A 22,398-nucleotide genomic window follows, 5' to 3' on the forward strand; every position below is an offset into this window, starting at 1 on the left:
CCGGACAGTGTGTCCGCATATTGGCTCCCGTACGATCGAGTCATGAGCGACAGTGGCGACGTGGGGAGCAGAATCGCGCACGAGATCAGCGTGTCCCCCACTGGCGGGCCGCCCACACACGAGCGCGCCGACGCCGCACTCAACCGATCCCGCATCCTGGCCGCGGCGGAACGACTGTTCTCGTCGGCGGCTGATCCCCGCGCCGTCACCATGGGCGAACTCGCCTCGGCGGCCGGGGTGGGGCGGGCCACCCTCTACCGTCGCTATCCCGACATCGGCTCGGTCGCGGTCGCACTCCTCGACGAGCACGAGCGGCGGCTGCAGGAGCAGATCCTCTCCGGTGCGCCCCCGCTCGGCCCCGGAGCACCACCGGCGGAACGCCTGGCCGCTTTCTACACGGCCGCGCTCGACCTCCTCGACCGCCACCTGCACCTGGTGCTGGGTGCCGAGACTGGTCCCCGACGATTCACCACTGGCGCCTACGCCTTCTGGCGGGCACACGTCGGAACGTTGATCGCACGCGTTCCCGACGTGGACCGCGAGGCCGTGGTGGACCAACTCCTGGCACCTTTGGACCCGGACCTCTTCACACACCAACGCGACGTACTCGGCATCCCCACCGAACGCCTCGCCCAAGGCCTCGGTTGGACCGCGCGCCGCCTGCTCACCTGAACCGTCATCCGTCGGGTCACCGCACGCGAACGGCGTCGAGGTGCATCGCTCTTCCGTCACCTCGACGCCGTTCGTCTGTCGCCCTACCGCCCGACCCCACCGCTCGCCGTCGCGGTGACCCACTCGGCGTGCGCTCCGGCATCGGTGAGAACCATCGGGCCGACGCAGAGGGGGCTGACGTCGAAGTCACCGTCGGCTGACCACGCCGACCAGCTCCCAGGCCCCCTCCTCGCCACGGACCAGCGGACCGCCGGAGTCCGTAAGCCAGACCTGCGCCTCCTCCGTCGGGGTCGCGGGTACGAAAGCGTCAGTCAGCGTCGGCGTGGTCCCTGCCGCCCATGAAGTCCACGCTCAGGAACGCGTCCCGGACGGCGCTGGTCGTGTGGCGGGGCCACATCGCGCGGACGGGGACGAAAGTCGGGGGGAGCAGCTCCACCACGTGGACCTTGCCCTCGAGGGCGGTGCCGGGGGGCGCGGTGACGAAGGCCAGCTCCCGCGTTCCCAGTACGGCCGTCACCGGCGGTGTGCCCTGGATCGGGTTGCGGCGGATGTGCGGCTCGAAGCCGGCCTCCCGGCAGTGGTGTACGAGAAGATCGGTGTAGCCGGACCGGCCGGGATGGCCCCACACCATGATGGGTTCCTCGGCGAGCTCGGCCAGATGGAGCGTGTCGCGTCCGGCGAGGCGGTGTCCCGCGTCGATGGCGATGTTCAGGCGGTGACGGGTCACCACCATGCTGTCCAGGCCGTAGTCGGTGGACATCGCTCGGCTCAGCCCGAGGTCGATCTCGCCCCGACGGAGCTGGTCGTTGAGTTCCGCGGGATAGCGCTGGTTCACCTGGGTCGGGAGGTCCGGGTGGACGGCGTGGACCTGGTGCACGAGGGCGATCACCTCGTCGGCGGTGACCGCCGGCGTGTGCCCGATGTGCAGGATCTCGGTCTCGTTTCGCCCGATCCGGCGGACCCGCCGCAGCGCCGTCTCCGCCGCTCCCCGCAGTACCCGCGCGTCGCCGATCAGGGCCTGGCCGGCGGCGGTCACCGCGAGCGGGCTGCCACCCCGATCGAGCAGGTCCACACCGATCTCACGCTCCAACGCGCGGATCGAACTCGACAGCGCCTGCTGCGTGAGACAGAGGCGGGCCGAGGCGCGGGTGAACGTGCCCTCCTCCACCACCGCGATCAGATGCTCCAGCTTGTGCAGATCCAACGCCATGGCGACTCGTGACTCCCACCGGTTCCGACGCACCGCATCGCTGACGCAACGCAGAGTACGCCACAACAGGGCTCGGCGGGAGACGGCTGATGCCCGGCCGGATGTCCCCCCACACCCGACCGGGCCACACGCGGCGGACACGTGCCACACACTCCCCCCGCCACGTGAACGGTCCTGGCCGGCTTGACCTGGCCTGGAGCCGTGGCTCGTGTTCACCGTGGTGAACACGAGGTCTAACGCGTCGTGTACCCCCCGTTCGGGAAGATGGTCTGCCCCGTGATCCACCCGCCGTCGGTGGCGAGGAACCGGATGACCGGGGCGATGTCCTCGATCCGGGTCAGCTTGTTCCCCATTCCCTGTGACCGGTGGAACGCCACCCGTTCCGGCGTCTCCTCGGGATAGAAGAACGGGGTGTCCATGGGCCCCGGCGCCACGGTGGTCACCGAGATCTGGCGGTGGGCGAACTCCTTCGCGGCGGCGCGGGTGAAATGTTCCAGCGGCGACTTGCCGCCGGCATACGTGGAGTACCCGTCGGTGAACGCGGCCAGCAGCGACGTGCCCAGGCTGATGATGCGCCCTCCGTCGTTGAGCCGCCTGCCGGCCTCCTGGATGAAGAAGTACGCCGCCTTGGAGTTGACCGCGAACATGCGGTCGTAGTCCTCCTCGGTCGTCTCCAGGATCGGTTTGCGCAGCACCATTCCCGTGGTGTTCACGGCGACGTCGACGCCGCCGAAGTTGTCGACCGCGGTGTCGAAGAGCCGCTGGACGTCGGCCACCCGGGTCAGGTCCCCCTGCACCGACGTCGCCCGGGATCCGGCTCGTCGCACGGCGTCGACGGTCCGTTCCGCCTCGGGCCGAGTGGAGTCGCGGTGATAGTGGACGACGACCCGCGCCCCCTCCTCGGCGAGGGTCGTCGCCACCAAGCCCCCCAGGTTCTTGGCGCCACCCCCGATCACCGCGACCCGATCCCGCAGCGCGTCCCCCGTCATCACGTTCTCCCTCCACATCGGCCCACCACTTCCCCCGGTGAGGACCACGCTAGAAGGGCGCTCCGTCCGTTGGGAAACACGGAAATCCTGTGGGGCCACAAGGAAAAGCAGTAACCACCGATCACGGTGTGATTACACAACGAAATCTTGGCTCCTCCGAAGGGGTGCGGGCCTGAGGGGCCTCCGTGACGGTCCGGCCCGCGCGCCGTTCGGGTTCATTCCCTATCGAACACTCCGCCGAAACGAACCCCGCGACACTGGTGGTTTCCGAGCATCGCGTTGACGTTCCTCATCCCCTCCAGCACCCCAACGTGCCTCACATGAATCCATAGCTCCAGCCGAAGGCCACCACCACGAGGGCGGCGACGGTGAGCGAGGAGTAGTGGACCAGGCGGCGAACCCGCCACCAGCCACGGACCCACCCGGTGCCCGTCAGGACCCCCATCACCACCGCGAGGCCCGCCGTGACCCACATCGGAACCGTCAGCGCGAGTGAGCCCTCCGCGATCCACTGGGTGAGCCGGTTGAAGTCGGACAGCCCGTACACGATGAGTCCCACGGAGACAACCGCGGACAAGGCCGTGAGTCCCGCGATGACGCGGGCGGCGGTCGTCGGTCGATCCCACGGGCGTCCCAGCGACACCAGTCCAGTGAGTAGGACCAACAGGCCGGCCCCCGCCGCCAGTAGGTGCACGAGCGGATCGTTCGCGGTCCCGACGGCCTCGTAGGCGTGGGTCGGATTTCCGTGCGCGGAGAACCCCACGACCTCGCCGTCCCGCGACACGAACTCGATCATGTCGCCACCGTTCTGCGCGACGAAGACACCGTCACGCACCGGGAGCCATCGGTCATCCACGGCGTCGGGGCCCGCGATGTCCAGCGTGCCGTCCCCGTTGTCGCTGACCCGAAGGTTTCCCACGATCTCCTGGATCCGGTTCAGGTCACTGTGGCTCTTGCGTGTGGTGACGAAGACTCCCGTATACGGCTGGAGGTCCGCTGCTGGGTCCGCTTCCCCCATGGGCAGGTCGGCGGACGCGAACTCCCTCATGAACTCGTCGATCACGGCGGTGCGCAGGTCCCTGGACGCGGCTGTTCCGTCGCTGCCGTTGACCGCGACGTAGACGCCGAGATCGAGCTCGGGTACGAAAACGTAGCGGGTGTAGGCGCCGATCCAGTCCCCACCGTGGGTGAAGGCGTCGGGCGACGACTGGTACTCCCAGATCCCGTACCCGGCACCGTTGACCTGCGACGCTGGCCCTCCTTGGTGGCTCAGGAGGAGTTCGACCGACTCTGGCGTGAGCACCCGCTGCCCGTCCCCCTTATCCGCGTCGAGCAGGGCAAGCAGGAACCGCGCCATGTCCTCGACCGTGGCCACGGCACTCCCAGCGGGGATCTCCTCCATGTAGTAGTCGGGGAGCGGCTCGCCGTCCGCGTCGTGGAACGTCGGGACGTCGAACCTCTCCCGCGCCTGGTCCATCTGCCCGAACCCGGATTGGTCCATCCCCAGCGGCGTGAAGATGTTGTCCTCGGCGTATTCGTCGAAGGGGACGCCGGTGACTTCCTCGACCACGAGGCCCGCCAATCCGAATCCGTGGTTGGAATACGCGACGAGCCCTCCCGGCGGTCGGATCCGCTCGACCTCGGAGCTCGCGAAATGCGCGCCGAGCGGACTCACCTGATCCGGATCGGTGAGGATCATCCCGTCCATCCGCTCTTCGAACCCGGCGGTGTGTGTCAGCAGGTGGTGGAGGGTGACCGGATCGCCCGGATAGGTGTCCTCAACCCGGGCGTCGTCGGGAAGGTAGGTATTGACGTCCTCGTCGAGGTCGACGAGCCCCTCCTCGACGAGCTGCAACACGGCTACCGCCGTATAGGTCTTCGCGGCGGAGCCAGTGTGGAACGACGTCGTGGCCGGATCGACCGGGAGCTCCCGGTCGATGTCCGCGTATCCGTGCCCTACCGCACCGACCAGCTCGCCGTCACCGACGATCGCCACGCCCACCCCCGGAGCCTGGTGCTCCTCCAGAAGCTCGGCGACCCGCGAGTCCAGGAACTCCTGGGCGGTCTCCGGGGACAAGGGGGCCGCGACCGGGGGACTGGTTCCTCCCGCCACGGCGCCGATCGCGGCGCCGGGAGTGAGCACCACGGGAACGGCCAGTGCGACGGCACACAGTGCGGAAAGGCCAGCGCGGGACTTCGGCATCGTGACTCCAGTGAGGGGGTGACGTGTCGCCGTCGCTGCTCCCACGTACGGCGGCCGGGCCCGCGTCGCGCACCAACCAGCGACACTGCCCGCTTCTGATCACCAGAGATGCTAGGAAGCGATCCGACGAACCACACTGCCGCTGAGCGGAGTGATCCGCGATGGTTGGCCCCACTCGTACGACACCACCTGCCCCCACCCTCAAGAGTGGACGTAGCCCCACCCGGCGGAACATTCCCCCACGCGGGGGAGGTGCCTGGGGCGGGACGGCGTCACGCTGGTGTCATGACGAACGCGCGTGCGAACGGACCAGACGGCCTCGTCTTGTGGGCCGTGGGGGCGGCGGCCTGGACCGCGCTCTATGTCGCCTCGAAGGTGGTATACGCCCTGGAGGGGCGCCTCGGCGTCACAGGCGGGCCGGAGGTTCCCGTGTCGCGCTACGCCGACTACGACCCCGGCGGCGTCGCCGCGGCCCAGTGGGCGAACGCGGCGGTGGGTGTCCTCATCGTCCTCCTGTTCGCCCTCTGCGCCCTCCCCCTAGCCCGCCGCCTCCCCCGATGGCTCCTGGCCCCACCTGTCGCGCTGGTCACCCTCTTCGCGGCCGCCGGCGGCGTCGGCATGCTCGGACGCGCCCTCATCACCGACTCCGGCGGCACCGTCTTCGGCCTCTACTGCCTGGTCTGGACATCCCTGAGCGTCGGGGTACTTGTGTCGGTGTGGCGGGTTCGCACCCCTGCCCCGGTTCGGGGTTCCTAACGGTGCCCTGGGTGCCCTAGATAGCCCTGGTTCCCCGGATTCCCCTGGGGGCCGGGGTGTGTCGGGCCGCCGGGGTACGGAGCCTGCTGCGGGTGTCCCGACGGGGGATAGGGGGTGGGCGCCTGGGTGGGGTGGGAGGCCTGCTGGAGCTGCGCCGCTTTCGCGGCGGCCTTGGCTTGGGCATCGATCGCACGGTTCCTACGGGCTGACGGGGAGACGAGTATCCACAGGAAGAGCAGCGCCATGGCGCCAGCCCAGCCGGAGCCGGCGTAGACCATCAACCAGCGATCACGGTCCTGCTCTTCCATGACCTCGTCATAGTCTTGCGACCCCGAGTCTTCGGTGCCCCCGAATATTGAATCGGTGTAGTAGATACACCTGTCCCCCGGTTCCATCACCTCGCCGCTACACGTGGGTACGGAGCCCAGTGCGGCGTATGAGTAGTAGGCGGGGACGGCACCGATCGCCGCGAAAAAGAAAAGGGCGAGAAGACCACACCCGAAACGCGCCATTACCTGCTCCATGTCACTAGCCGACAGAGGTCCCGTCGGCGGTGTGTCCGAAGCAACCAGGGAGAACCGCCCCGCGGATCCTCTGCGACCATGGCTGCGGCCATGCGGGGAACGGGGGCCCGACGTTTAGGACTACATCGTGCCGCCGCCCACTGACATTTCTCGGTGCCCGGAACCACGGACGCCCGGTGGCGCGGTTCGTCGGGACAGGGTCAAGCGTCGGAGTCGGCCTCGGGGGAACCGTCGTGCGCGCCGACCAGGGTGCGAAACGCGGTGGCCAGGTCGGCTCCGGTGGGGGCACGGTCCGGGTCGATCACCCACTGGATGGTGAGGCCCAGCACCAGCGAGAGGTAGAGGCCGCCGAGGGCCCGATTGGTGGACGTGTTCTCGGTCGCGGTGTCCTCGCCGTGGTACAGCATTCCCAGGTTGTTGCGCGCCTCTTCGAAACCGTCCGCGACCTGCGCGTTCAACTCCGGCGACCGACGTGCCTGGGTGAGGAGCGACTCGAAACCGGCGTTGCCCCAGAACTCCCGGTCCTGCATCTTCTCGATCACGCCGGACCACACGTTCTCGAACCGGACGAAGGGGTCGGGTTCGTCCATCGGGTCGTTCGCCGCCCGCAGGATGGGCTCGAGCTCGTCACCCCAGTCGCCGCTCATCTCCAGCAGCGCCAGGTTGAGCAACATCTCCTTCGACCCGAAGTGGTAGCCGATCGAGGCGAGGTTGGTTCCCGACTCCGCCACGAGGTCACGCGCGGTGATGTGCGCGAGCCCCCGCTCACGGAGACACCGCTTCGCCGCCGCGAGGAGCTCTTCCCGATGTCCCATCCCAACATCGTACGACGCTATACATACGTATAATCTATACGTCCGTGTAGTACGTACGTCCACATGCCTTTCCGGGGCGAGGCAGCTCCAACGTGGACCGACGAGGCGAGGAGCGACTGATCATGACGGGTCGAGACACGCGTGTACTGATCTCCGGCGGCGGGATCGCGGGACCAGCGTTGGCCTATTGGCTCCGCCGCTACGGATTCCGGCCGACCGTCGTGGAACGCGCCAGCGAGGTGCGGACCGGGGGATATCGGATCCAGATCGAGGGTTCGGGCATCCAGGCGCTCCAGCGCATGGGACTACTGGAGACCTTCCGTCGCCATGGTGGCCCGACCCCCAGCAGTATGCGTCTCACGATGCGCCCCGGCGGCCGGCCGCTCACGCTTCCCGGGGGAGCGGCGGTATCGACCGAACCGGGGCTGGTGATCCAACGCGGGACGGCCGCCGAGCGGATCTACCTGCACACCAAGGACGACGTCGAGTACCGCTTCGGCGACTCCGTCACCGCCATCCACGAACACCCCGACGGCGCAACTGTTCACTTCGAGCGGGGCGAGTCGGAGGAGTACGACCTCGTCGTCGCGGCGGACGGCATTCGTTCCCGAACCCGATCGCTCGCCTTCGGTGGGGTTGATCCCATCCACTACCTGGGCACCAACCTCGCCCTGTTCACCCTGGACAACACCCTGGGACTCCACGACCAGGTGATCGGTCACGCGTGGCCACGGCGGGGGTGTCTGATCGCCACCTTCCCCGGGAACACGGCGCTGGAGGGCAACTTCCTGTTCCGTGCCCCCAACCCCGTCGAGGACGTCGACCAGCACAAGCGCCTCATCCGCGGGCGGTTCGGGGCGGACGGATGGCACGCCCCGCATCTGCTGCGCGCCATGGAGGAGGCCCCGTTCGCGCACTTCGCCCCGACCGCACAGGTACGCATGACGTCGTGGACCTCAGGACGCGTCGCCCTGGTCGGAGACGCCGGCTACTGCCCCGACCCGATGACCGGACAGGGCACGTCCCTCGCTCTCGTCGGCGCGGCCGTCCTCGCCCACGAGATCTCCGCCGCGAACGGGAACCACCGCGTCGCTTATCCCGCCTACGAGGCCGCGATCCGCGGGTTCGTGGACGCCAACCACGCGATGGCGGGGGAGATCACCCGGCTGACGGCACCGGATGCGGGACCCAAGGAGCTCCGCGTTCGTGAGGTGTTGTACCGGGGCTTGTTCGGCGCCTTCTCCGTGACGGGCGTACCTCCCGTGGCGAAAGCGGCCTACTCCTACCCGTTGGACAAACTTTCGCAATAAGTTACAGGCGCGTAAGTTACAATACTGTAAGTAGATGCCATGCGGATCGCTATGGGTATGTCACTGTCAGTGGGCCGCACCAGATCGATTGAGGTTGATCATGACGGAGCCGTCACGTCCGGACCAGGCGAGGGAAGGGGAGCCACGTTCACGTCCCTCTGCTGGGCGGGACTTGGAGGCCGATCTGACACCCGAGTTGCGGGGCCGCGCGGAACGCGCCACCGTCTTCGTCTACGCGGCCATCCCGTTGATCGCGCTGGCCGCAGCGGTTCCCTTCGCCTGGGGGTGGGCACTCACGATCACCGACGTCGTGATCGCGGCGGTGTTCTACCTGATCGGCGGGTTGGGAATCACCGTGGGTTTCCACCGATACTTCACGCACGGCTCCTTCAAGGCCAAGCGTCCCCTGCGGATCGCGCTGGCGATCGCCGGCACGCTCGCGTTCCAGGGCGCTGTGATCAAGTGGGTGGCAGACCATAGGCGGCACCACAAGTACGCGGACGTGGAGGGTGATCCGCACTCACCCTGGCGGTTCGGCGACGACTGGCGCTCCGTCGCCAAGGGGCTGTACTACGCCCATATGGGCTGGATCTATTTGGACAAGCGAACCACGTCACTGCGTCGATTCGCGCCGGATCTCCTCAAGGACACCGACATCGTCCGGATCGACCGCTGGGCGGTCGCCATCTTCGCCGTCTCCATGGTCACGCCGGCGGTGATCGGTGGTCTGGTGACGATGTCGTGGTGGGGCGCGCTCACCGCGTTCTTCTGGGGCAGCCTCGTGCGGTTGGGGCTACAGCAGCACGTGACGTGGTCGGTGAACTCCATCTGCCACACCATCGGCGAGGAGAACTTCGCCGTCCGCGACCGCTCCCGCAACGTCTGGTGGCTCGCCATCCCCTCCTTCGGCGAATCATGGCACAACCTCCACCACGCCGACCCCACCTGCGCCCGCCACGGCGCCCTCAATGGCCAGATCGACATCTCCGCCCGCGTCATCTGGCTCTTCGAAAAACTCAACTGGGCCCACACCGTACGCTGGCCCAACGCGGACAGGCTCGCCGCCAAGATGGTCGACTGACGGGACAGGAACAGTCCGGTCAGGGCGCAAGGACGTTGTCGGGCCGGTCCACCCACAGGTCGTGCCGTCCGTCGGTGCCGACCGTGACGCCGAGGCGGGACGGACCGGGCCGGCCCACGCCGGTCCACGCGGCGACGGCGGCCTCGACCTCCGCCCAGAGGTCGCGTGGGCCGCCGTGGCGCACGACGACCCCGGCCCCACTCGGGTCCGGACCGACCACGGCCTGCGACCCCCGGCCGTCCAGCAGCCACACCGTCGCGTCGGGCCCGGCGACCGAACTGTGGAGGTCCGGAACGAGCGTCCCCACCACGAGACGCATGCCGGGGTCTCCACCAAGGAGGACGACCCGGGGGTCCAGGCGGCTCGTCCGCTCGGACGTCGCCTCAGCGGTGTGGCCGGTCGTTCGCGGCGCGTCGGAGCGCTTCACGTGACGCATCGCGACGAACTGGACCGGGTCTCGATCCGCCCCACGCACGACCCATCCTCCGCCCGTGTGAGACACAACAGCCAGGTTCCGCCCACGGCCGAGCCCCACGGCGCCAGGATGACTCCGCCGGAGCGGGTCTGCCGAGCCCAGGGCGAGGGGATCGCCGTGACGGCGGCGGTCGCGATCACCCGGTCGTAGGGGGCGTTCGGCACGTAGCCCGCCGCCCCGTCCCCGGTCACCACGGTCACCGCGCAACCCGCGCGGTCGAGCGCGTAGCGGGCCAGTCCCGCCGCCTCGGGATCCACCTCGACCGACGTCACATGGTCGGCGCCGACGATGTGCGCCAACACCGCCGCGTTGTACCCGGTTCCGGTTCCCACTTCCAGGACACGCATACCGGGCCGCGGATCAAGGATGTCGATCATGCGCGCCATCATGTGTGGGGCGCTGCTGGTGACCGTGGGAACGAACTCCGACTCCGTGCCCACCACGCGTTCCACCGCCGTCACGACCGGATGGTCCCCGTGCACGTACTCCCGCCATCGCTCGGGCTCCCGCGCGCGGTGCAGCTCGGTCATCCCGCCTGTCGCCTCGTCCGGAACGAAGATCATGTCCGTGACGTAGTCCTCGCGTGGCACGGCGGCCACGGCGCGCGACCCTCGGCTCATAAGTGACCCATTCCCCGCGGCGGAGAGTTCATCTCACCCGCCTCACCACTGGTGCGGACCCGTCGTCGCACGACCGCGACCGCACCAGTGACACCCCGCCGTCGACGGAGCGGCCACGTCCCGGGCGGGACCACCGTGCCGACACGACAGCGTCGTGCCAACACGGTGGCCGCGTCGCGCCCGAATCGCCCGGGACGCACCGAATCCCCTCAACCATAGGGGTGGACGGCGCGTGCCGCGCGCAGGGCTGTGCCCCACCACGCGACTCCGTCCAGGAGTCGCTTGCCGGCGGCACCGCATCCGGCCTCGTCGACGGGCTCGCCCCTCTGGTCGAACTGCCCCTCGACCCGGTGGAAGCTCACCGTGTCGCGGACCGTCACGGTGTGGAGTTCGGCGAAGACCAGACGCAGCTGCTCGATGGCGCGCAGCCCACCGGAGATCCCCCCATAGGAGACGAACCCCACGGGCTTGGCGTGCCACTCCACGTAGTGGGCGTCGATGAGGGTTTTGAGGACGCCGGGAAAGCTGTGGTTGTACTCGGGCGTGATGACGACGAACGCGTCCGACTCCGCCAACCGAGCGGAGGCCTGTTCCGGGGGTGGGGGCTCACGCGCGTCGATGACGTCGGTGACGAAGTCGGCGCGTTGGCGGACCAGGTCGAGGAACCAGTGGGAGACAGCACCTCCGGAACGGCTCGCCCGAGGGTTTCCCAGGATGACGGACAGGCGTAACGCCGTGGCGTTCGCGGAGTCCCCAGGTCGAATCGTCATACTCCCAGCTTCATTCTTCAACATTGCTTGATGTCAAGACGAGAGGCGGAGGCGTTCGTCACGAGCCCGAGAAGCGTCACGCCCAACGACACACCCAGGACACTTCTCTCCAAAAAAGAAAGAAAGATCCACCCCTACAACTACTTTCCTTTTTGGCAAGTACTTGTCAGCATAGGGGGAGATCGTCGTGGTGTGGAGGTGAGCGAGTGAGTCCCCACCCCCCACTCCCTGCCGCCAACCGGTCGGTCCCACCCGGCCCCGAGCAGAAGGAGCCCCATGGACACGAGCGCCAGCATCGTTCCCCGAACGCTTCCCCTGCCCCTGTCCCTCAAGGTCGCGCGAGTACTGCTCTTCGTGTTCGGAACGTTCGCGATGCTCAGCTTCCTATCCCAGCTCATGGGGTGGGTGTTCGCCCGGGACGCGGTCGTGGAACAGATGACCCACGCGTCCGGACTGTCCTCGGGAGCCGCGCAGGCCTATCTCGTCGGAACGCTGCTGTGGATGTTGGCCTACGGTGTCGGCCAGGTGGTCGTGGCCTCGAACGTCCGACACAGTGGCCCCAAGCTCATGGTGGTGACCTGCACCCTCATGGGCCTGGCACTCGCGGTACAGATATCCCAGATCGTCGCCTTCGGAGTCCCCGGGGGAACCGGTTCCGGAAGCGAGATGGTGTTCGCACTGGTGGTCTGGCTGACCTTCGGCTCATCCCTCCTGATCGCGGCGCTGGTCGTCACTCCGGCCGCACGCGCCCACTTCACGCACAACGCCACCGAGCGACCAACCTGGTGACGCGACGCGCTCGCCGCGTTTTCCTCACCCCACGCGACACGCGTGGTCGCACCTCCCCCAAGGCATGTCCCCGGGAACGGGGCCTCGCGGGCTCCCGCCCCTCCTGACGGGAGCCCCGCCGCTTGGGGCCTCCCCCACCTTCCCGGGGGCCACGAACCGTTGGTGACCACCATCCATCCGTCCGTGGAGTCGGTTTCATGCTCTCTCTGAGTCACGTCAGCCTGCGCAACCGGGCTCTGGTGGCGCTGATCGCCGTCGCCGCCCTCCTCTTCGGGGGATTCACGACCTCCCAGCTCGACCAGGAGCTGTTCCCTCCCACAGAGGTACCGGTCGCGATGGTGACCGCGTCCTATCCAGGAGCGTCGCCCGAGACCGTCGAGGACGCGGTGACCGTGCCGCTGGAGGAGACGGTCCGCGAGGTGGAGGGAGTCACCGGATACTCCTCCACCTCCAGCCGGGGGACGAGTTCGATCCAGGTCGAGTTCGACTACGGCGACGACCAGGACGACGTCGTCCGCTCACTGCGTCTCGCCATGACCCAGGCGATCCCCGACCTCCCCGACGAGGTCGAGCCACGGGTGCTGGCGTTCGACGTCGACAACCTCCCCGTGATCAGCTTCGCGGTGAGTACGAACGGCGACGAACAGGAGCTGGTCGAGCCGCTCGAAAGCACGGTGGTACCCGAGCTCGAGGCGATCGACGGCGTCCAGGACGTCACCCTGGAGGGCGGACACGAGGACTCCGTCGTCCTGACCCCCGACGAGGACGCCCTGGAGGACCACGACCTCACGACCAGCGACGTGGTCGAGGCACTGGAATCCAGTGGGGTCGTGGCGCCGGGCGGCGAGATCGTCGAGGACGACCGGTCGATCACCGTCACCGCCGGCGCCCCCCTCTCCTCCGTGGAGGAGGTCGAGGACCTCTGGTTGCCCGAAGGCGACGACGACGTCAACCCCTTCGCCCCGATCGAGGCACCGGACGCGGTTCAGCTCTCGGAGCTGGTCGACGTCGAGCTCGAACCGTCGGCCGAGAGCGGGTTCACCCGGACCGACGGGGAACCGAGCCTGGGCGTGATGGTGATGAAGGCCCCGAACGGCAACACCGTCGAGATCTCGGAACAGGCGCGGGAAATCGTCGACGACGGGGTCGCCGCGCTGGGCTCGGACGTGAGTTCCACCGTCGTCTACGACCAGGCCCCCTTCATCCAGGAATCGGTGGCGTCCATGGTCGAGGCGGGCGGACTGGGACTCGTCGCGGCACTGCTGGTGATCGTGGCGTTCCTGTGGTCACTGCGTTCGACCGTGGTGACGGCCGTCTCCATCCCCACGTCCCTCCTGCTCTCGCTGGTGGGAATGAACCTCCTCGGCTACACCCTGAACATCCTCACCCTGGCGGCGCTGGCGATCTCCGTCGGTCGGGTGGTGGACGACTCGATCGTGGTCGTGGAGAACATCAAACGTCACATCGCACCCCGACGGGACCGCATGGCGGCGGTACGCGCCGGAGTCCGCGAGGTCTCCACCGCCGTCAGCTCCTCCACGCTCATCACTCTCGTCGCCTTCGCCCCACTCGGGCTGGTCGGCGGTCAGGCCGGCGAGCTCTTCCGGCCGTTCTCCGTCACCGTGGCGATCGCCCTCGCGTCCTCTCTCCTCGTCGCCTTCACGGTCGTCCCTGTCCTGGCGTACTGGCTGCTGCCGACCGCGAAGGAGAACACCTCCGCCGTCACCAGCGGTACGTGGCCGGCCCGGTTCCGCGCGGGTCTGCCCCCCGGCGCGATCCAGACTCCGTACGTCCGCGTTCTGCGTACCGCCCTGCGCTGGCCCCGCACGGTCGTCGTGTCCGGCGTCGCCCTGTTCTTCGTCTCACTGATGCTGCTGCCCTTCCTCAACACCGCCTTCCTCGAGGAGTCCGGCGACGACACGGTGTACGTGACCCAGGAGTTGGCGCCGGGCACCCCCCTCGAGGTGGCCGACGCCGAGGCGGCGCGGATCGAGGAACAGCTCGACTCCCTGCCCTGGGTGGCCTCCTACCAGGCTTCCGTGGGCTCGGGGCAGCCCGGCGCCCCCAGCACCGGCGGAACCTCGGTGCAGTACACGATCTCCTTCGACGACGGAGCCGACCACGCCACCTCCGTGGACCGACTTCGGGAGGAGTTGAGCGCCGACGCCGGGCCGCTCACGTTCTCCAACGCCGGCGCGGTGGAGTCCGGGCTCGAGGTGCGGGTCCACGCCGACGACGTCGAGACGCTGCGGGAGGCGGCGGACACCGTGGCGGAGCGCATGGGCGACATCCCTGACGTCGCGGACGTCACGCACGACATGGCCGCTTCCCAACCCGAGCTCCGGGTCGAGGTCGACCGTGAATCCACGATCGAGGCCGGGCTGACCGAGGGGGACGTGGTGCGGGCGGTGGGAGACGCCTTCCACGGCGTCGACATCGGAACCGTCACGCTCGACGAGGTGGACCACGACCTGCTGCTCCAACCGGTCGGACGGCCGGGGTCGGCGGAGAGCCTCGAAGAACTCGAGATCGCGACTCCCAACGGCGAGGACGACAGCGTCGAGCTCGCGGACGTCGCCGACATCGACCAGGTCGACCTGCCTCCGGAGCTGACCCGCGAGGACAGCACGCGAACGGCGACCGTGTCCGGGAACTTCACCGGCTCCGATCTCGGCGCGGTCACCGCGGAGATCGAACGGGCCGCCGGCTCCGCGGCGCTCCCGCCGGGCGCCACGGCCGAGGTCGCCGGAGTCAGCGCCGACCAGTCCGACGCGTTCCTCGACCTGCTGTTGGCGATGCTGGCCGCCGTCGTCCTCGTCTACATCCTCCTGGTCGCGACCCTGCGAAGCCTGGTCCAACCCCTCATACTCCTCGTGTCCGTCCCCTTCGTGGCGACGGGAGCCATCCTCGTCCTGCTCGTCACGGGCATCCCGCTCGGCGTCTCCGCGCTCGTCGGTGGACTGATGCTGATCGGCATCGTCGTCACCAACGCCATCGTGCTCATGGACTTCATCAACAAGCGACGCGCGCACCACGAGGAGATCCACGAAGCGGTGATCGAGGGGGCACGGCAGCGGATCCGCCCGATCCTCATGACGTCGCTCAGCACGATCGGCGCGCTCGTCCCCCTGACGGTCGGGATCAGCGGGGGCGGTGGCTTCGTCTCGCAGGGGCTGGCCCTCGTCACCATCGGCGGACTGGTCAGCTCCACGCTTCTCACCGTGATTATCATCCCCGTCCTCTACACCATGTTCGAGACGGCCAAAAGACGTTTCCTCCAGCGCAGAGTGGATCCGGACTCGACCCAGCCGTCACTTTTCCGACCTCATGCCTTCGAATGACCGACTTTAATTCAAATTACAACAACCCAAACCGGACAAGTGACACACGCCACCCTGCGACACGGAACACCAAAAAAAATTACCCGGGAGCAAGATCCAATGATCAGCGCAAATGCAATACCAATCACAGAGAGTAATGAAGATCACGCTCGGTTGATTACACTCGCCACGGCGATCGTTTATGATCATGCGTCGTGAGCTAATTGCAAATACAAACGCGCAACCAGCGACAACCATTCCTACTTTCTCCGCCCGCCCACAACATGCCGACCCAGCGACTGGTGAGGTGTTTCCGATCGCGCGTATTGACGTCCAAGGACTCCATGTTCGCTACGACGAACTCACGGCGGTCGACGGGCTCACATTCTCAGTCGGCGCCGGCGAGATCTACGGACTACTGGGACGTAACGGCGCCGGGAAAACCAGCACAATTTCCGCAGTGGCCGGATTGCTGGAACCGTGGGCCGGGGAATGCGACGTGCTGGGCCGGCGGGTGGTCGTCGACTCACCGGCACTACGGCAGGCGCTCGCCTTGCAGCCCCAGAAGGCGAACCTGTTTCCACGGCTACGGGTCCGCGAAACACTGGAAATGTGGGGCGCCCTCTACGGAAACCCACGGTCCGTCCCGAAACTCATTGACGAGCTGGGACTAAGCGAAAAAGCGGAGACCCGCGTCGCCAAACTGTCGGGCGGCCAGCAACAACGTCTGCTGATCGGCACGGCACTGGTCGGCAACACCCCCATCGTCGTCCTGGACGAACCGACGACCGGGCTCGATCCGCACGCACGCCACGCGGTGTGGAGAATCGTCCGCGACGCCCAGGCGGCCGGAACCACGTTCCTGCTGTCCACGCACGCGATGGACGAGGCCGAGGAAATCTGTGACCGGCTCGCCATCATGCACAAGGGCCAGTTCGTCACCGAGGGGGTCCCCGCCGACCTGGTGGAGAAGCACTGCCCTGGCGGTGTCGTCCGGGTCCGTACCAAGGATCCGACGGTCACGGCCGCCCTGGCCGAGTTGTACGGCGAGGACGCCGTGGTCCCGTCCACGGAGACCGGAGGCCGGGACTGGGTGCAGATACGGGTCGCGAACCCCTACACCGCCGCTGAGCGGATCAACGACCGTCACGGACCCCTCGACATCCGTCCCCGCCTGTCCACGTTGGAGGACGTCTTCCTGAAGATGACGGGCACGTCCTTGTCGGCGGGGGACTCCGAGCTGCCCGAGGAGGCGACCGTATGAACGTCGACGACAGCGTCGCCCCGCCGGCGGCGCGGTACTCGCGCCAGCTCGGTGCTCTGTCCGCCGGAATGTCCCGGGAGACCGTCCGCGACCCCATGACGCTGTTCTTCAGCGTGGGGTTCCCACTGATCCTCGCCACGTTCTTCGTCGCCATGGCCCAGATGACGTGGGCCTCGGGAACCGGTGTGGTCGCCGTGGAGGGCGACCAGGGCCAGGCCACGGCGGTGGAACAGGCGTGGGACGGCGACATGGAGGTCGTGGCCGTCGCCACCCTCGACACCAGCGACGACGCCTACGACGCCCATGTCGCGTTCCATCCCGACAGCGAGACCGTGCGGGTGGAGGTCCCCGTCGGCAAGGGCGGGGTCATCCCGGACCTGGAAGCGGCGTTGGCCGACACCGAGTGGGACGGGTGGTCGGTGTCGGCCACCTCGATCGGGGGCGGGCCACTGTTCGACCCGATCGCGTTCATCCTGCCGGCCGCGCTCACCTTCGCTCTCTTCTCGGTCGCGCTCACCGGCACCGCGGGAGCACTCGTCTCCCTGCGCGCCAACGGAACACTGCGCCTCCTGGGGACGACCCCGGCACGCCGGTCCGCGGTCCTGCTGGCGCTCGTCCCGAGTCGCGCCGGTTTCGCGGTGATCCTCCTCGCCGTGGCGGGCACGGCGGCGATCCTCTTCGGGGTACTCGAGCCGGCCTCGATGATCCGCATGCTGGTGACCACCACGATCGGCATGGCGATGGTGCTGCCGATGGGCTACCTCCTGGGCGGCGTGCTGTCCAACGTGGAGCTCACCAACATGATCGCCGCGTTCCTGACGCCGGTGCTCCTGATGGCGTCCGGGGTGCTGTTCCCCTGGGAGGTGATCTCCGACTCCGCCGCGGGGGTCGCGGCGCTCACCCCACCCGGCATGTTCGGCGACGCGCTCCGGAACGAGATGGTCGGCGGCGTCGCGCACAACCCTCTCTGGCTCAACTGGTTGGGCATGGCGCTGACCGCCGTGGCCCTCATCGCCCTCGCAGCACGCAGCTTCCGCTGGACCACTAAGGAGACCGCGTGACCGTACCCCCCGAACGCACAGAGACGCTTCCCCGTTCGCTGCGCCAGATGCGCACGTTGCTGTCCCCCTACGGCCTGGTGAGCAGGACCCACCGCCTCGCCCCGGCGCATGGCGAGCCCCCTTTCGAGATCTACTCGTCCTACCTGGGGAATCCGGGCGCCGTGCTGGCCGCCCAGTCGGCGTGGGACCACGATCTGTCCCAGGGGAACTTCGACGGCGCCGGAGGTGCGCTGGACCCGGAGGTCGCCGCGCACCTCTCCATCGCGGAGTCCCTGGAACGGTACTCGTCGTGCGCGTGGGACTCACGGGACATGTTCTGGGCGACGGCGGAGGAGCTCGGTGACGACGCGATCGCCCCCGCGGCGTTCCCGAACTGTTCGGAGCGGGAACTCGCGGACCCGAGCTGTGGCCTCGTCCCCTCCGATCCGCGTATCCCGCTGCGCTGGGTCCAGGGGTGGTCCTTCACGCGGGACCGCCCGGTGTACGTCCCGGCCCTGACCGTGTGGATGAGGTTCCCACCGGAGTCGGCCGCGGAGCGGTTCATGCACCCGATCTCCACCGGATGCGCGGCCCACTCCGATCCTGTCGCGGCGGTCGTGAACGGTCTCCTGGAGGTCGTCGAGCGGGACGCGATCGCGCTCACGTGGCTGCAGCGCATGAGACTGCCTCGACTCCACGTCGACGAGGGCGCCTTCGACGACCTCTCGCGCAGATACGCGGCGAAGGCGGAGAGCCAGCACCTGCGCACCGAGCTGTTCGACGCGACCACCGACCTCGGCATCCCCGTGATCTACGGGGTCCAGTTGGCCGACCACGATCCGGAAGTGGCCCAGATGGTCGCCGCCACGTGTGACCCCGATCCGGCTCGCGCGGTCGCGAAGATGTACCGGGAGATGGCCTCGCTGCGAATCGCGCTGCGACACATCGCCAAATCGAGCCGGGATATCCCACTCAACGAGGACAACACCAGTGTCTTCGGTGGCGCCCTGATGTCGGGAACCGTGGACCAACGCCACCGGTTTGATTTCCTTCTCGAAGGGGAACGGGAAACCCGAGATATCCGCGACGTTCCTTCTATTGTTTCTGACAGTCCGACGGATAAACTGGACTGGCTAATGCGACGCATGGACGCCGCCGGATGTGAAGTTGTCGCAGTGGACATAACCACCGACGAGGCTCGGCAAGTCGGCGCGACGGTCACCCGAATCCTCGTCCCACAACTCATGCCGCTCTCCTTCGTACACAAAGCCCGTTACCTCGCCCACGCGCGCCTCTACGAGGCTCCCCGGGCAATGGGACACCACGTCCACGCAGAATCCGAAATAAACCCCCATCTGCAGCCTTTCGCGTAACCCCCGCGGGCGCTTTTCCCAAACAATGAGAGCATTCGTCATGCCCAAAGAATCGCCTCACATTCTCTTTCTGACCTCCGGAGATTTTGGCCACGAAGTAGCGGGTCGACTCGGAGCGAACCACACGAGTTCGATCCTGGAGACGAGCCGTGGGACACATTCCAGCGCATGGCCCGCGGCGGATCTGATCGTCACCGCGACCCACACCGAGGTCACCCGACTGGCCGAGCACGTGGACGCGGCGGCGTTCAACTGGAACGTCCCGTGGTTCTCGATCCACCTGACCTATCGCGACGTTCGTTGTGGCCCCGTGGTCCGGCCGGGACGCTCCGCCTGCCACTGGTGCTTTCGGCGGAGACGGGAACAGCACTCCGCGGACGGGGGCCCGACGGACGACGACCGGACGACGCCGCTTCCCGAGTTCGCCTATCCGGCGCACGCCGTCGGTGTGGCGGTGGGATTCGGGCATCAGGCGGTGGCGGAGGCCATGGGGGGCTCGCCCGAGGGAGCCCTCGGCGGCACCGTCCGAGCGTTCAGTCTCGTGGACGGAAGCACATCCAAGGCCTCGGTTCTCGCGGTGGACCGGTGCCCGCGGTGTCGGCCCGACCGCGGGTCGCCCGCGCTGTGGGACCGGTTCGCGACCATCCGCACCGCGGACGACGATCGGAAACCCGCGTTCTCGGGGGGAACACATGGCTGAGGACGGAGCGCTGAACGCCGCCACCATCGGAGCGGCCGCGACACACGACCCGCAGCTTCGGGTCCCCGTGTGGCCCCGACTTCGGCGCGGGCTACACCTCGAGTTCACCGAGGACGGTCTCGTCGTCCTCGGCACACCGCGGCGTCAGACCCTGAAGGGACGCAGCGCCACCGATCTGTTGCCGAAACTGGTCGACCTTCTCGACGGGCAACACTCCCACGAGGAACTGTCGCAGAAACTGCACGTCTCCGTGGACACCGTGTTCAAGGCACTGACCCTGCTCTGGACGGCCGGCATCGTCGAGGACCTACCCGCGGAGGACGTCGCCGTCCCGGGCCACCTCCCGGAGCGGGTGGCGGACTACCTGTCCCGGATCGGCGACGCGACAGGGGTGAACGCGGCCTGGGAGGAGGCGGCCCAGCGGCTCACGACCGCGAACGTCGAGCTCTTCGGGGCCGGCGTGCTCCCGGGGATGGTCCGCTCCGAGCTCGAGCCAGCGCTGCCGGTCACGATCGCCGAGGGCACCGTTCCCCACCCCGACACGACCCTCGCCGTCTGGCTCGACGACGGCCGGACCGACGGTGGACCGCTGACCACGCACTGCTGGGGCGCCGGTGTCCCCCTCCTGAGGATCCGCCGCCACGGCCGCACCGTGGAGCTGGGACCCTACGTGGACCCACGCTTCACCGCGTGTCTCGACTGTCGATCGACCGCGGACGCCGACGACGGACGCGCCCGTTCGGACCTCGACGACGCGCTGGCGGCGGCGCTCATCGCCCACGACCTCTTCGCACTCGTGTCCAGGACGAGCCAGGGCCTCCTCCCACAGTTCTGGCGCCGGACCGATCTGGAGACGCTGGAACAGCACCGACTCTCCAGTGCGACCCGCCCCGGATGCCCACGGTGCTCGGTGGCCGACGGGGAGATCGCCTCCGCGCCGCCCCCCGTCCGGTACGAGGCGGCGATCGCCCTGCCCCCCAAGGAGTTCGCGGACCTCAAGGCGCACCAGGCGCACTACAAGCCGTCGAACCTCGCCATCCAACGCGTTCAGCGTGACTGGCCGCTCTCTCCCGAGCTGAGATTGCCGCAGCCGCGGCACACCGTTCTCGACCGGCCGTGGCCGTCCCTCACGGGGCCTCCCGAACGGGGGGACGCGCCACCGCTGGACGCAGACGTCGTCTCGGTCCTGCTGTCGGTCGTGGCCGGCTTCCAAGGGGAGGACGCGGAGCGGGTGTGGCGGTGGACCCCGAGCGGCGGAAACATCGGCTCGGTCGTCGCCTACCCCGTCATTCGCGACGTTCCCGGAATCCCCTCGGGCGTGTACGGCTACCAGCCGTCGCGCAACCAGCTCGCCCTCATCCGCTCCTCGGTCGAGGGTATCGGAGGCGAAGCCCCGATCACGCTGGTGCTGGTCGGTGACTTCACCAAGGTGGCCCAGAAGTACGGGGACGCCGCCCTCCGTCTGTGTCTCCTTGACAGTGGCTGCGCCCAGTCCGCCGCGCACCACGTCAGCGCGGCACTCGGTCTCACGACGTCGATCCACCCCGACTGGGACGACCATCGCGTCGCGGAGATTCTGCACATCAACCCTAACCACGACGTGATCACCGCCGTTCTCAGCATCCGGGCAGGGGAATGAACACCAATCCAACATCGGACCTGATCCGCGCCTTCGCCGACCGTGTGCCGGCGGGCACCACCACGCGCGCCCGTTCCCGCACCAGCCCCGCGCCGCTCGCCCGTCCGATCCCGGTCCCGCCGGGGGACGGCGTCCAGGAGAACCTGTTGCCGGTGCTCCGGCGACGTCGGTCCACCCGGTTCTTCTCCGAGGTCGGCCTCCCCCCTTCCGCCGTGCTGGACAGTGCCGCGCACGCGCTGGAGACCGACCGAGCGCACTGGCCGACGCGGCACCCGTCCAATCCGTTGCGGGTGGACGCCGTCGCGTTCAATCTCGAGGGTGTCCCACCGGCCATCTACCAACTGGACGACGAGGATCGCGCACTGACACCCGTCGCCTCGCTTCCGGAGGGCCACGAGCATGAGCTCACCCTCCAGCCCGAGTTCAGTACGGCCGCGGTGGTCCTTTCCGTCGCGGTGGACCTCTCCACCGCGTGGGACCACGGCGGGGCACATGAGTACCGCCTGCTCATGGGGCGTGTCAGCTCCGCCGCCTACACCATGTGGCTGCACGCCATGTCCCAGGGGCACGTCGGGTCCGTCTTCGCCGGCTTCATACCGGCCGCGGTCCGACGCCTCCTGCACAGCGACGGGACGAGCCGGCACCACGCGTTCGCCGTCGCGCTGGGCCGGCCTCCGGCCTGACGCGACGCCCAGGACCGCCCGTGGTCGGTACACCGGTCCACTCCGGTGCGACCAGGGGCCGATCAGCCACGACTACCGAGGGGAGAGCGACACAACAACGACCAGACGAAATCGGATCCCAGTCAGCCGTCACGAATTCGAGGGAACGCCTTGGAGAACACGGAG

The 22,398-nt window shown here is 68.2% G+C and carries 20 protein-coding genes; 12 read left to right on the forward strand and 8 right to left on the reverse strand.

Features of this window, described 5'->3' with window-relative positions:
* The first annotated feature begins 42 nt into the window (after nt 1-42).
* Nucleotides 43-672: a TetR/AcrR family transcriptional regulator gene (locus tag J4H86_RS14850; RefSeq protein ID WP_236538106.1), complete on the forward strand. Its 630-nt coding sequence runs from the start codon at nt 43-45 to the stop codon at nt 670-672.
* A gap of 307 nt (nt 673-979) precedes the next feature.
* Here J4H86_RS14850 and J4H86_RS14855 read toward each other — a convergent pair whose 3' ends face one another.
* The 3 genes from J4H86_RS14855 to J4H86_RS14865 form a co-directional block, all read right to left on the reverse strand.
* On the reverse strand, nt 980-1,882 hold the full coding sequence (locus J4H86_RS14855) for a LysR family transcriptional regulator (RefSeq protein WP_236538111.1): 903 nt from the start codon (nt 1,880-1,882) through the stop codon (nt 980-982).
* Nucleotides 1,883-2,115: 233 nt separating this feature from the next.
* Nucleotides 2,116-2,871, reverse strand: a complete 756-nt coding sequence (locus J4H86_RS14860) for an SDR family oxidoreductase (RefSeq protein WP_236538113.1) — start codon at nt 2,869-2,871, stop codon at nt 2,116-2,118.
* A gap of 316 nt (nt 2,872-3,187) precedes the next feature.
* A complete protein-coding gene (locus tag J4H86_RS14865; RefSeq protein WP_236538114.1) occupies nt 3,188-5,074 on the reverse strand; it encodes a serine hydrolase domain-containing protein in 1,887 nt (628 codons plus the stop codon).
* Between the two features lie 285 nt (nt 5,075-5,359).
* Between J4H86_RS14865 and J4H86_RS14870 the strand changes: the two genes are divergently transcribed.
* Entirely contained in the window at nt 5,360-5,830 is a 471-nt protein-coding gene (locus J4H86_RS14870) for a hypothetical protein (protein WP_236538116.1), read from the forward strand.
* Here J4H86_RS14870 and J4H86_RS14875 read toward each other — a convergent pair.
* Both J4H86_RS14875 and J4H86_RS14880 read right to left on the reverse strand, forming a co-directional pair.
* Nucleotides 5,827-6,342, reverse strand: coding sequence for a hypothetical protein (locus tag J4H86_RS14875; RefSeq protein WP_236538117.1), 516 nt, complete (start codon nt 6,340-6,342; stop codon nt 5,827-5,829). The genes J4H86_RS14870 and J4H86_RS14875 overlap by 4 nt on opposite strands.
* Nucleotides 6,343-6,554: 212 nt before the next feature.
* Nucleotides 6,555-7,169 carry a TetR/AcrR family transcriptional regulator gene (locus J4H86_RS14880; RefSeq protein ID WP_236538119.1) on the reverse strand — a complete coding sequence of 205 codons (615 nt, stop codon included), beginning with the start codon at nt 7,167-7,169 and terminating at the stop codon, nt 6,555-6,557.
* A 122-nt stretch (nt 7,170-7,291) separates the two neighbouring features.
* On the opposite strand from J4H86_RS14880, the gene J4H86_RS14885 reads away from it, so the two are divergent.
* Nucleotides 7,292-8,479 carry an FAD-dependent monooxygenase gene (locus J4H86_RS14885; RefSeq protein WP_236538123.1) on the forward strand — a complete coding sequence of 396 codons (1,188 nt, stop codon included), beginning with the start codon at nt 7,292-7,294 and terminating at the stop codon, nt 8,477-8,479.
* Between the two features lie 100 nt (nt 8,480-8,579).
* Nucleotides 8,580-9,560 (forward strand): acyl-CoA desaturase, encoded by a 981-nt coding sequence (locus tag J4H86_RS14890; RefSeq protein WP_236538129.1) that lies wholly within the window; start codon nt 8,580-8,582, stop codon nt 9,558-9,560.
* A gap of 19 nt (nt 9,561-9,579) precedes the next feature.
* Here the strand turns inward: J4H86_RS14890 and J4H86_RS14895 are convergent, their stop codons facing one another.
* From J4H86_RS14895 to J4H86_RS14905, 3 genes are all read right to left on the reverse strand, one after another.
* Nucleotides 9,580-9,996, reverse strand: a complete 417-nt coding sequence (locus J4H86_RS14895) for a hypothetical protein (protein WP_236538131.1) — start codon at nt 9,994-9,996, stop codon at nt 9,580-9,582.
* On the reverse strand, nt 9,984-10,634 hold the full coding sequence (locus J4H86_RS14900) for a methyltransferase domain-containing protein (protein ID WP_236538132.1): 651 nt from the start codon (nt 10,632-10,634) through the stop codon (nt 9,984-9,986). The genes J4H86_RS14895 and J4H86_RS14900 overlap by 13 nt, the downstream gene beginning before the upstream one ends.
* A 230-nt stretch (nt 10,635-10,864) precedes the next feature.
* On the reverse strand, nt 10,865-11,425 hold the full coding sequence (locus J4H86_RS14905; protein ID WP_236538134.1) for an NADPH-dependent FMN reductase: 561 nt from the start codon (nt 11,423-11,425) through the stop codon (nt 10,865-10,867).
* A gap of 276 nt (nt 11,426-11,701) precedes the next feature.
* Between J4H86_RS14905 and J4H86_RS14910 the strand changes: the two genes are divergently transcribed.
* The 8 genes from J4H86_RS14910 (at nt 11,702) to J4H86_RS14945 (ending at nt 22,233) form a co-directional block, all read left to right on the forward strand.
* Nucleotides 11,702-12,214 (forward strand): hypothetical protein, encoded by a 513-nt coding sequence (locus J4H86_RS14910; RefSeq protein WP_236538137.1) that lies wholly within the window; start codon nt 11,702-11,704, stop codon nt 12,212-12,214.
* 197 nt (nt 12,215-12,411) lie between these two features.
* On the forward strand, nt 12,412-15,555 hold the full coding sequence (locus J4H86_RS14915; RefSeq protein WP_236538139.1) for an efflux RND transporter permease subunit: 3,144 nt from the start codon (nt 12,412-12,414) through the stop codon (nt 15,553-15,555).
* Nucleotides 15,556-15,742: 187 nt separating this feature from the next.
* Nucleotides 15,743-16,798: an ABC transporter ATP-binding protein gene (locus J4H86_RS14920; RefSeq protein ID WP_236538140.1), complete on the forward strand. Its 1,056-nt coding sequence runs from the start codon at nt 15,743-15,745 to the stop codon at nt 16,796-16,798.
* On the forward strand, nt 16,795-17,859 hold the full coding sequence (locus tag J4H86_RS14925) for an ABC transporter permease (protein WP_236538143.1): 1,065 nt from the start codon (nt 16,795-16,797) through the stop codon (nt 17,857-17,859). The genes J4H86_RS14920 and J4H86_RS14925 overlap by 4 nt, the downstream gene beginning before the upstream one ends.
* Complete coding sequence (locus J4H86_RS14930; protein WP_236538145.1) at nt 17,856-19,211, forward strand: YcaO-like family protein; 1,356 nt, start codon at nt 17,856-17,858, stop codon at nt 19,209-19,211. Before J4H86_RS14925 ends, J4H86_RS14930 begins: the two co-directional genes overlap by 4 nt.
* A gap of 40 nt (nt 19,212-19,251) precedes the next feature.
* The gene (locus tag J4H86_RS14935) at nt 19,252-19,911 is read left to right on the forward strand and encodes a TOMM precursor leader peptide-binding protein (RefSeq protein ID WP_236538152.1); all 660 of its coding nucleotides are present in this window, start codon (nt 19,252-19,254) and stop codon (nt 19,909-19,911) included.
* On the forward strand, nt 19,904-21,550 hold the full coding sequence (locus J4H86_RS14940) for a nitroreductase family protein (protein WP_236538154.1): 1,647 nt from the start codon (nt 19,904-19,906) through the stop codon (nt 21,548-21,550). The genes J4H86_RS14935 and J4H86_RS14940 overlap by 8 nt, the downstream gene beginning before the upstream one ends.
* Nucleotides 21,547-22,233 carry a nitroreductase family protein gene (locus J4H86_RS14945; RefSeq protein ID WP_236538156.1) on the forward strand — a complete coding sequence of 229 codons (687 nt, stop codon included), beginning with the start codon at nt 21,547-21,549 and terminating at the stop codon, nt 22,231-22,233. Before J4H86_RS14940 ends, J4H86_RS14945 begins: the two co-directional genes overlap by 4 nt.
* Nucleotides 22,234-22,398 lie beyond the last annotated feature (165 nt).

It is taken from the genome of Spiractinospora alimapuensis (assembly GCF_018437505.1).
Lineage (GTDB): Bacteria > Actinomycetota > Actinomycetes > Streptosporangiales > Streptosporangiaceae > Spiractinospora > Spiractinospora alimapuensis.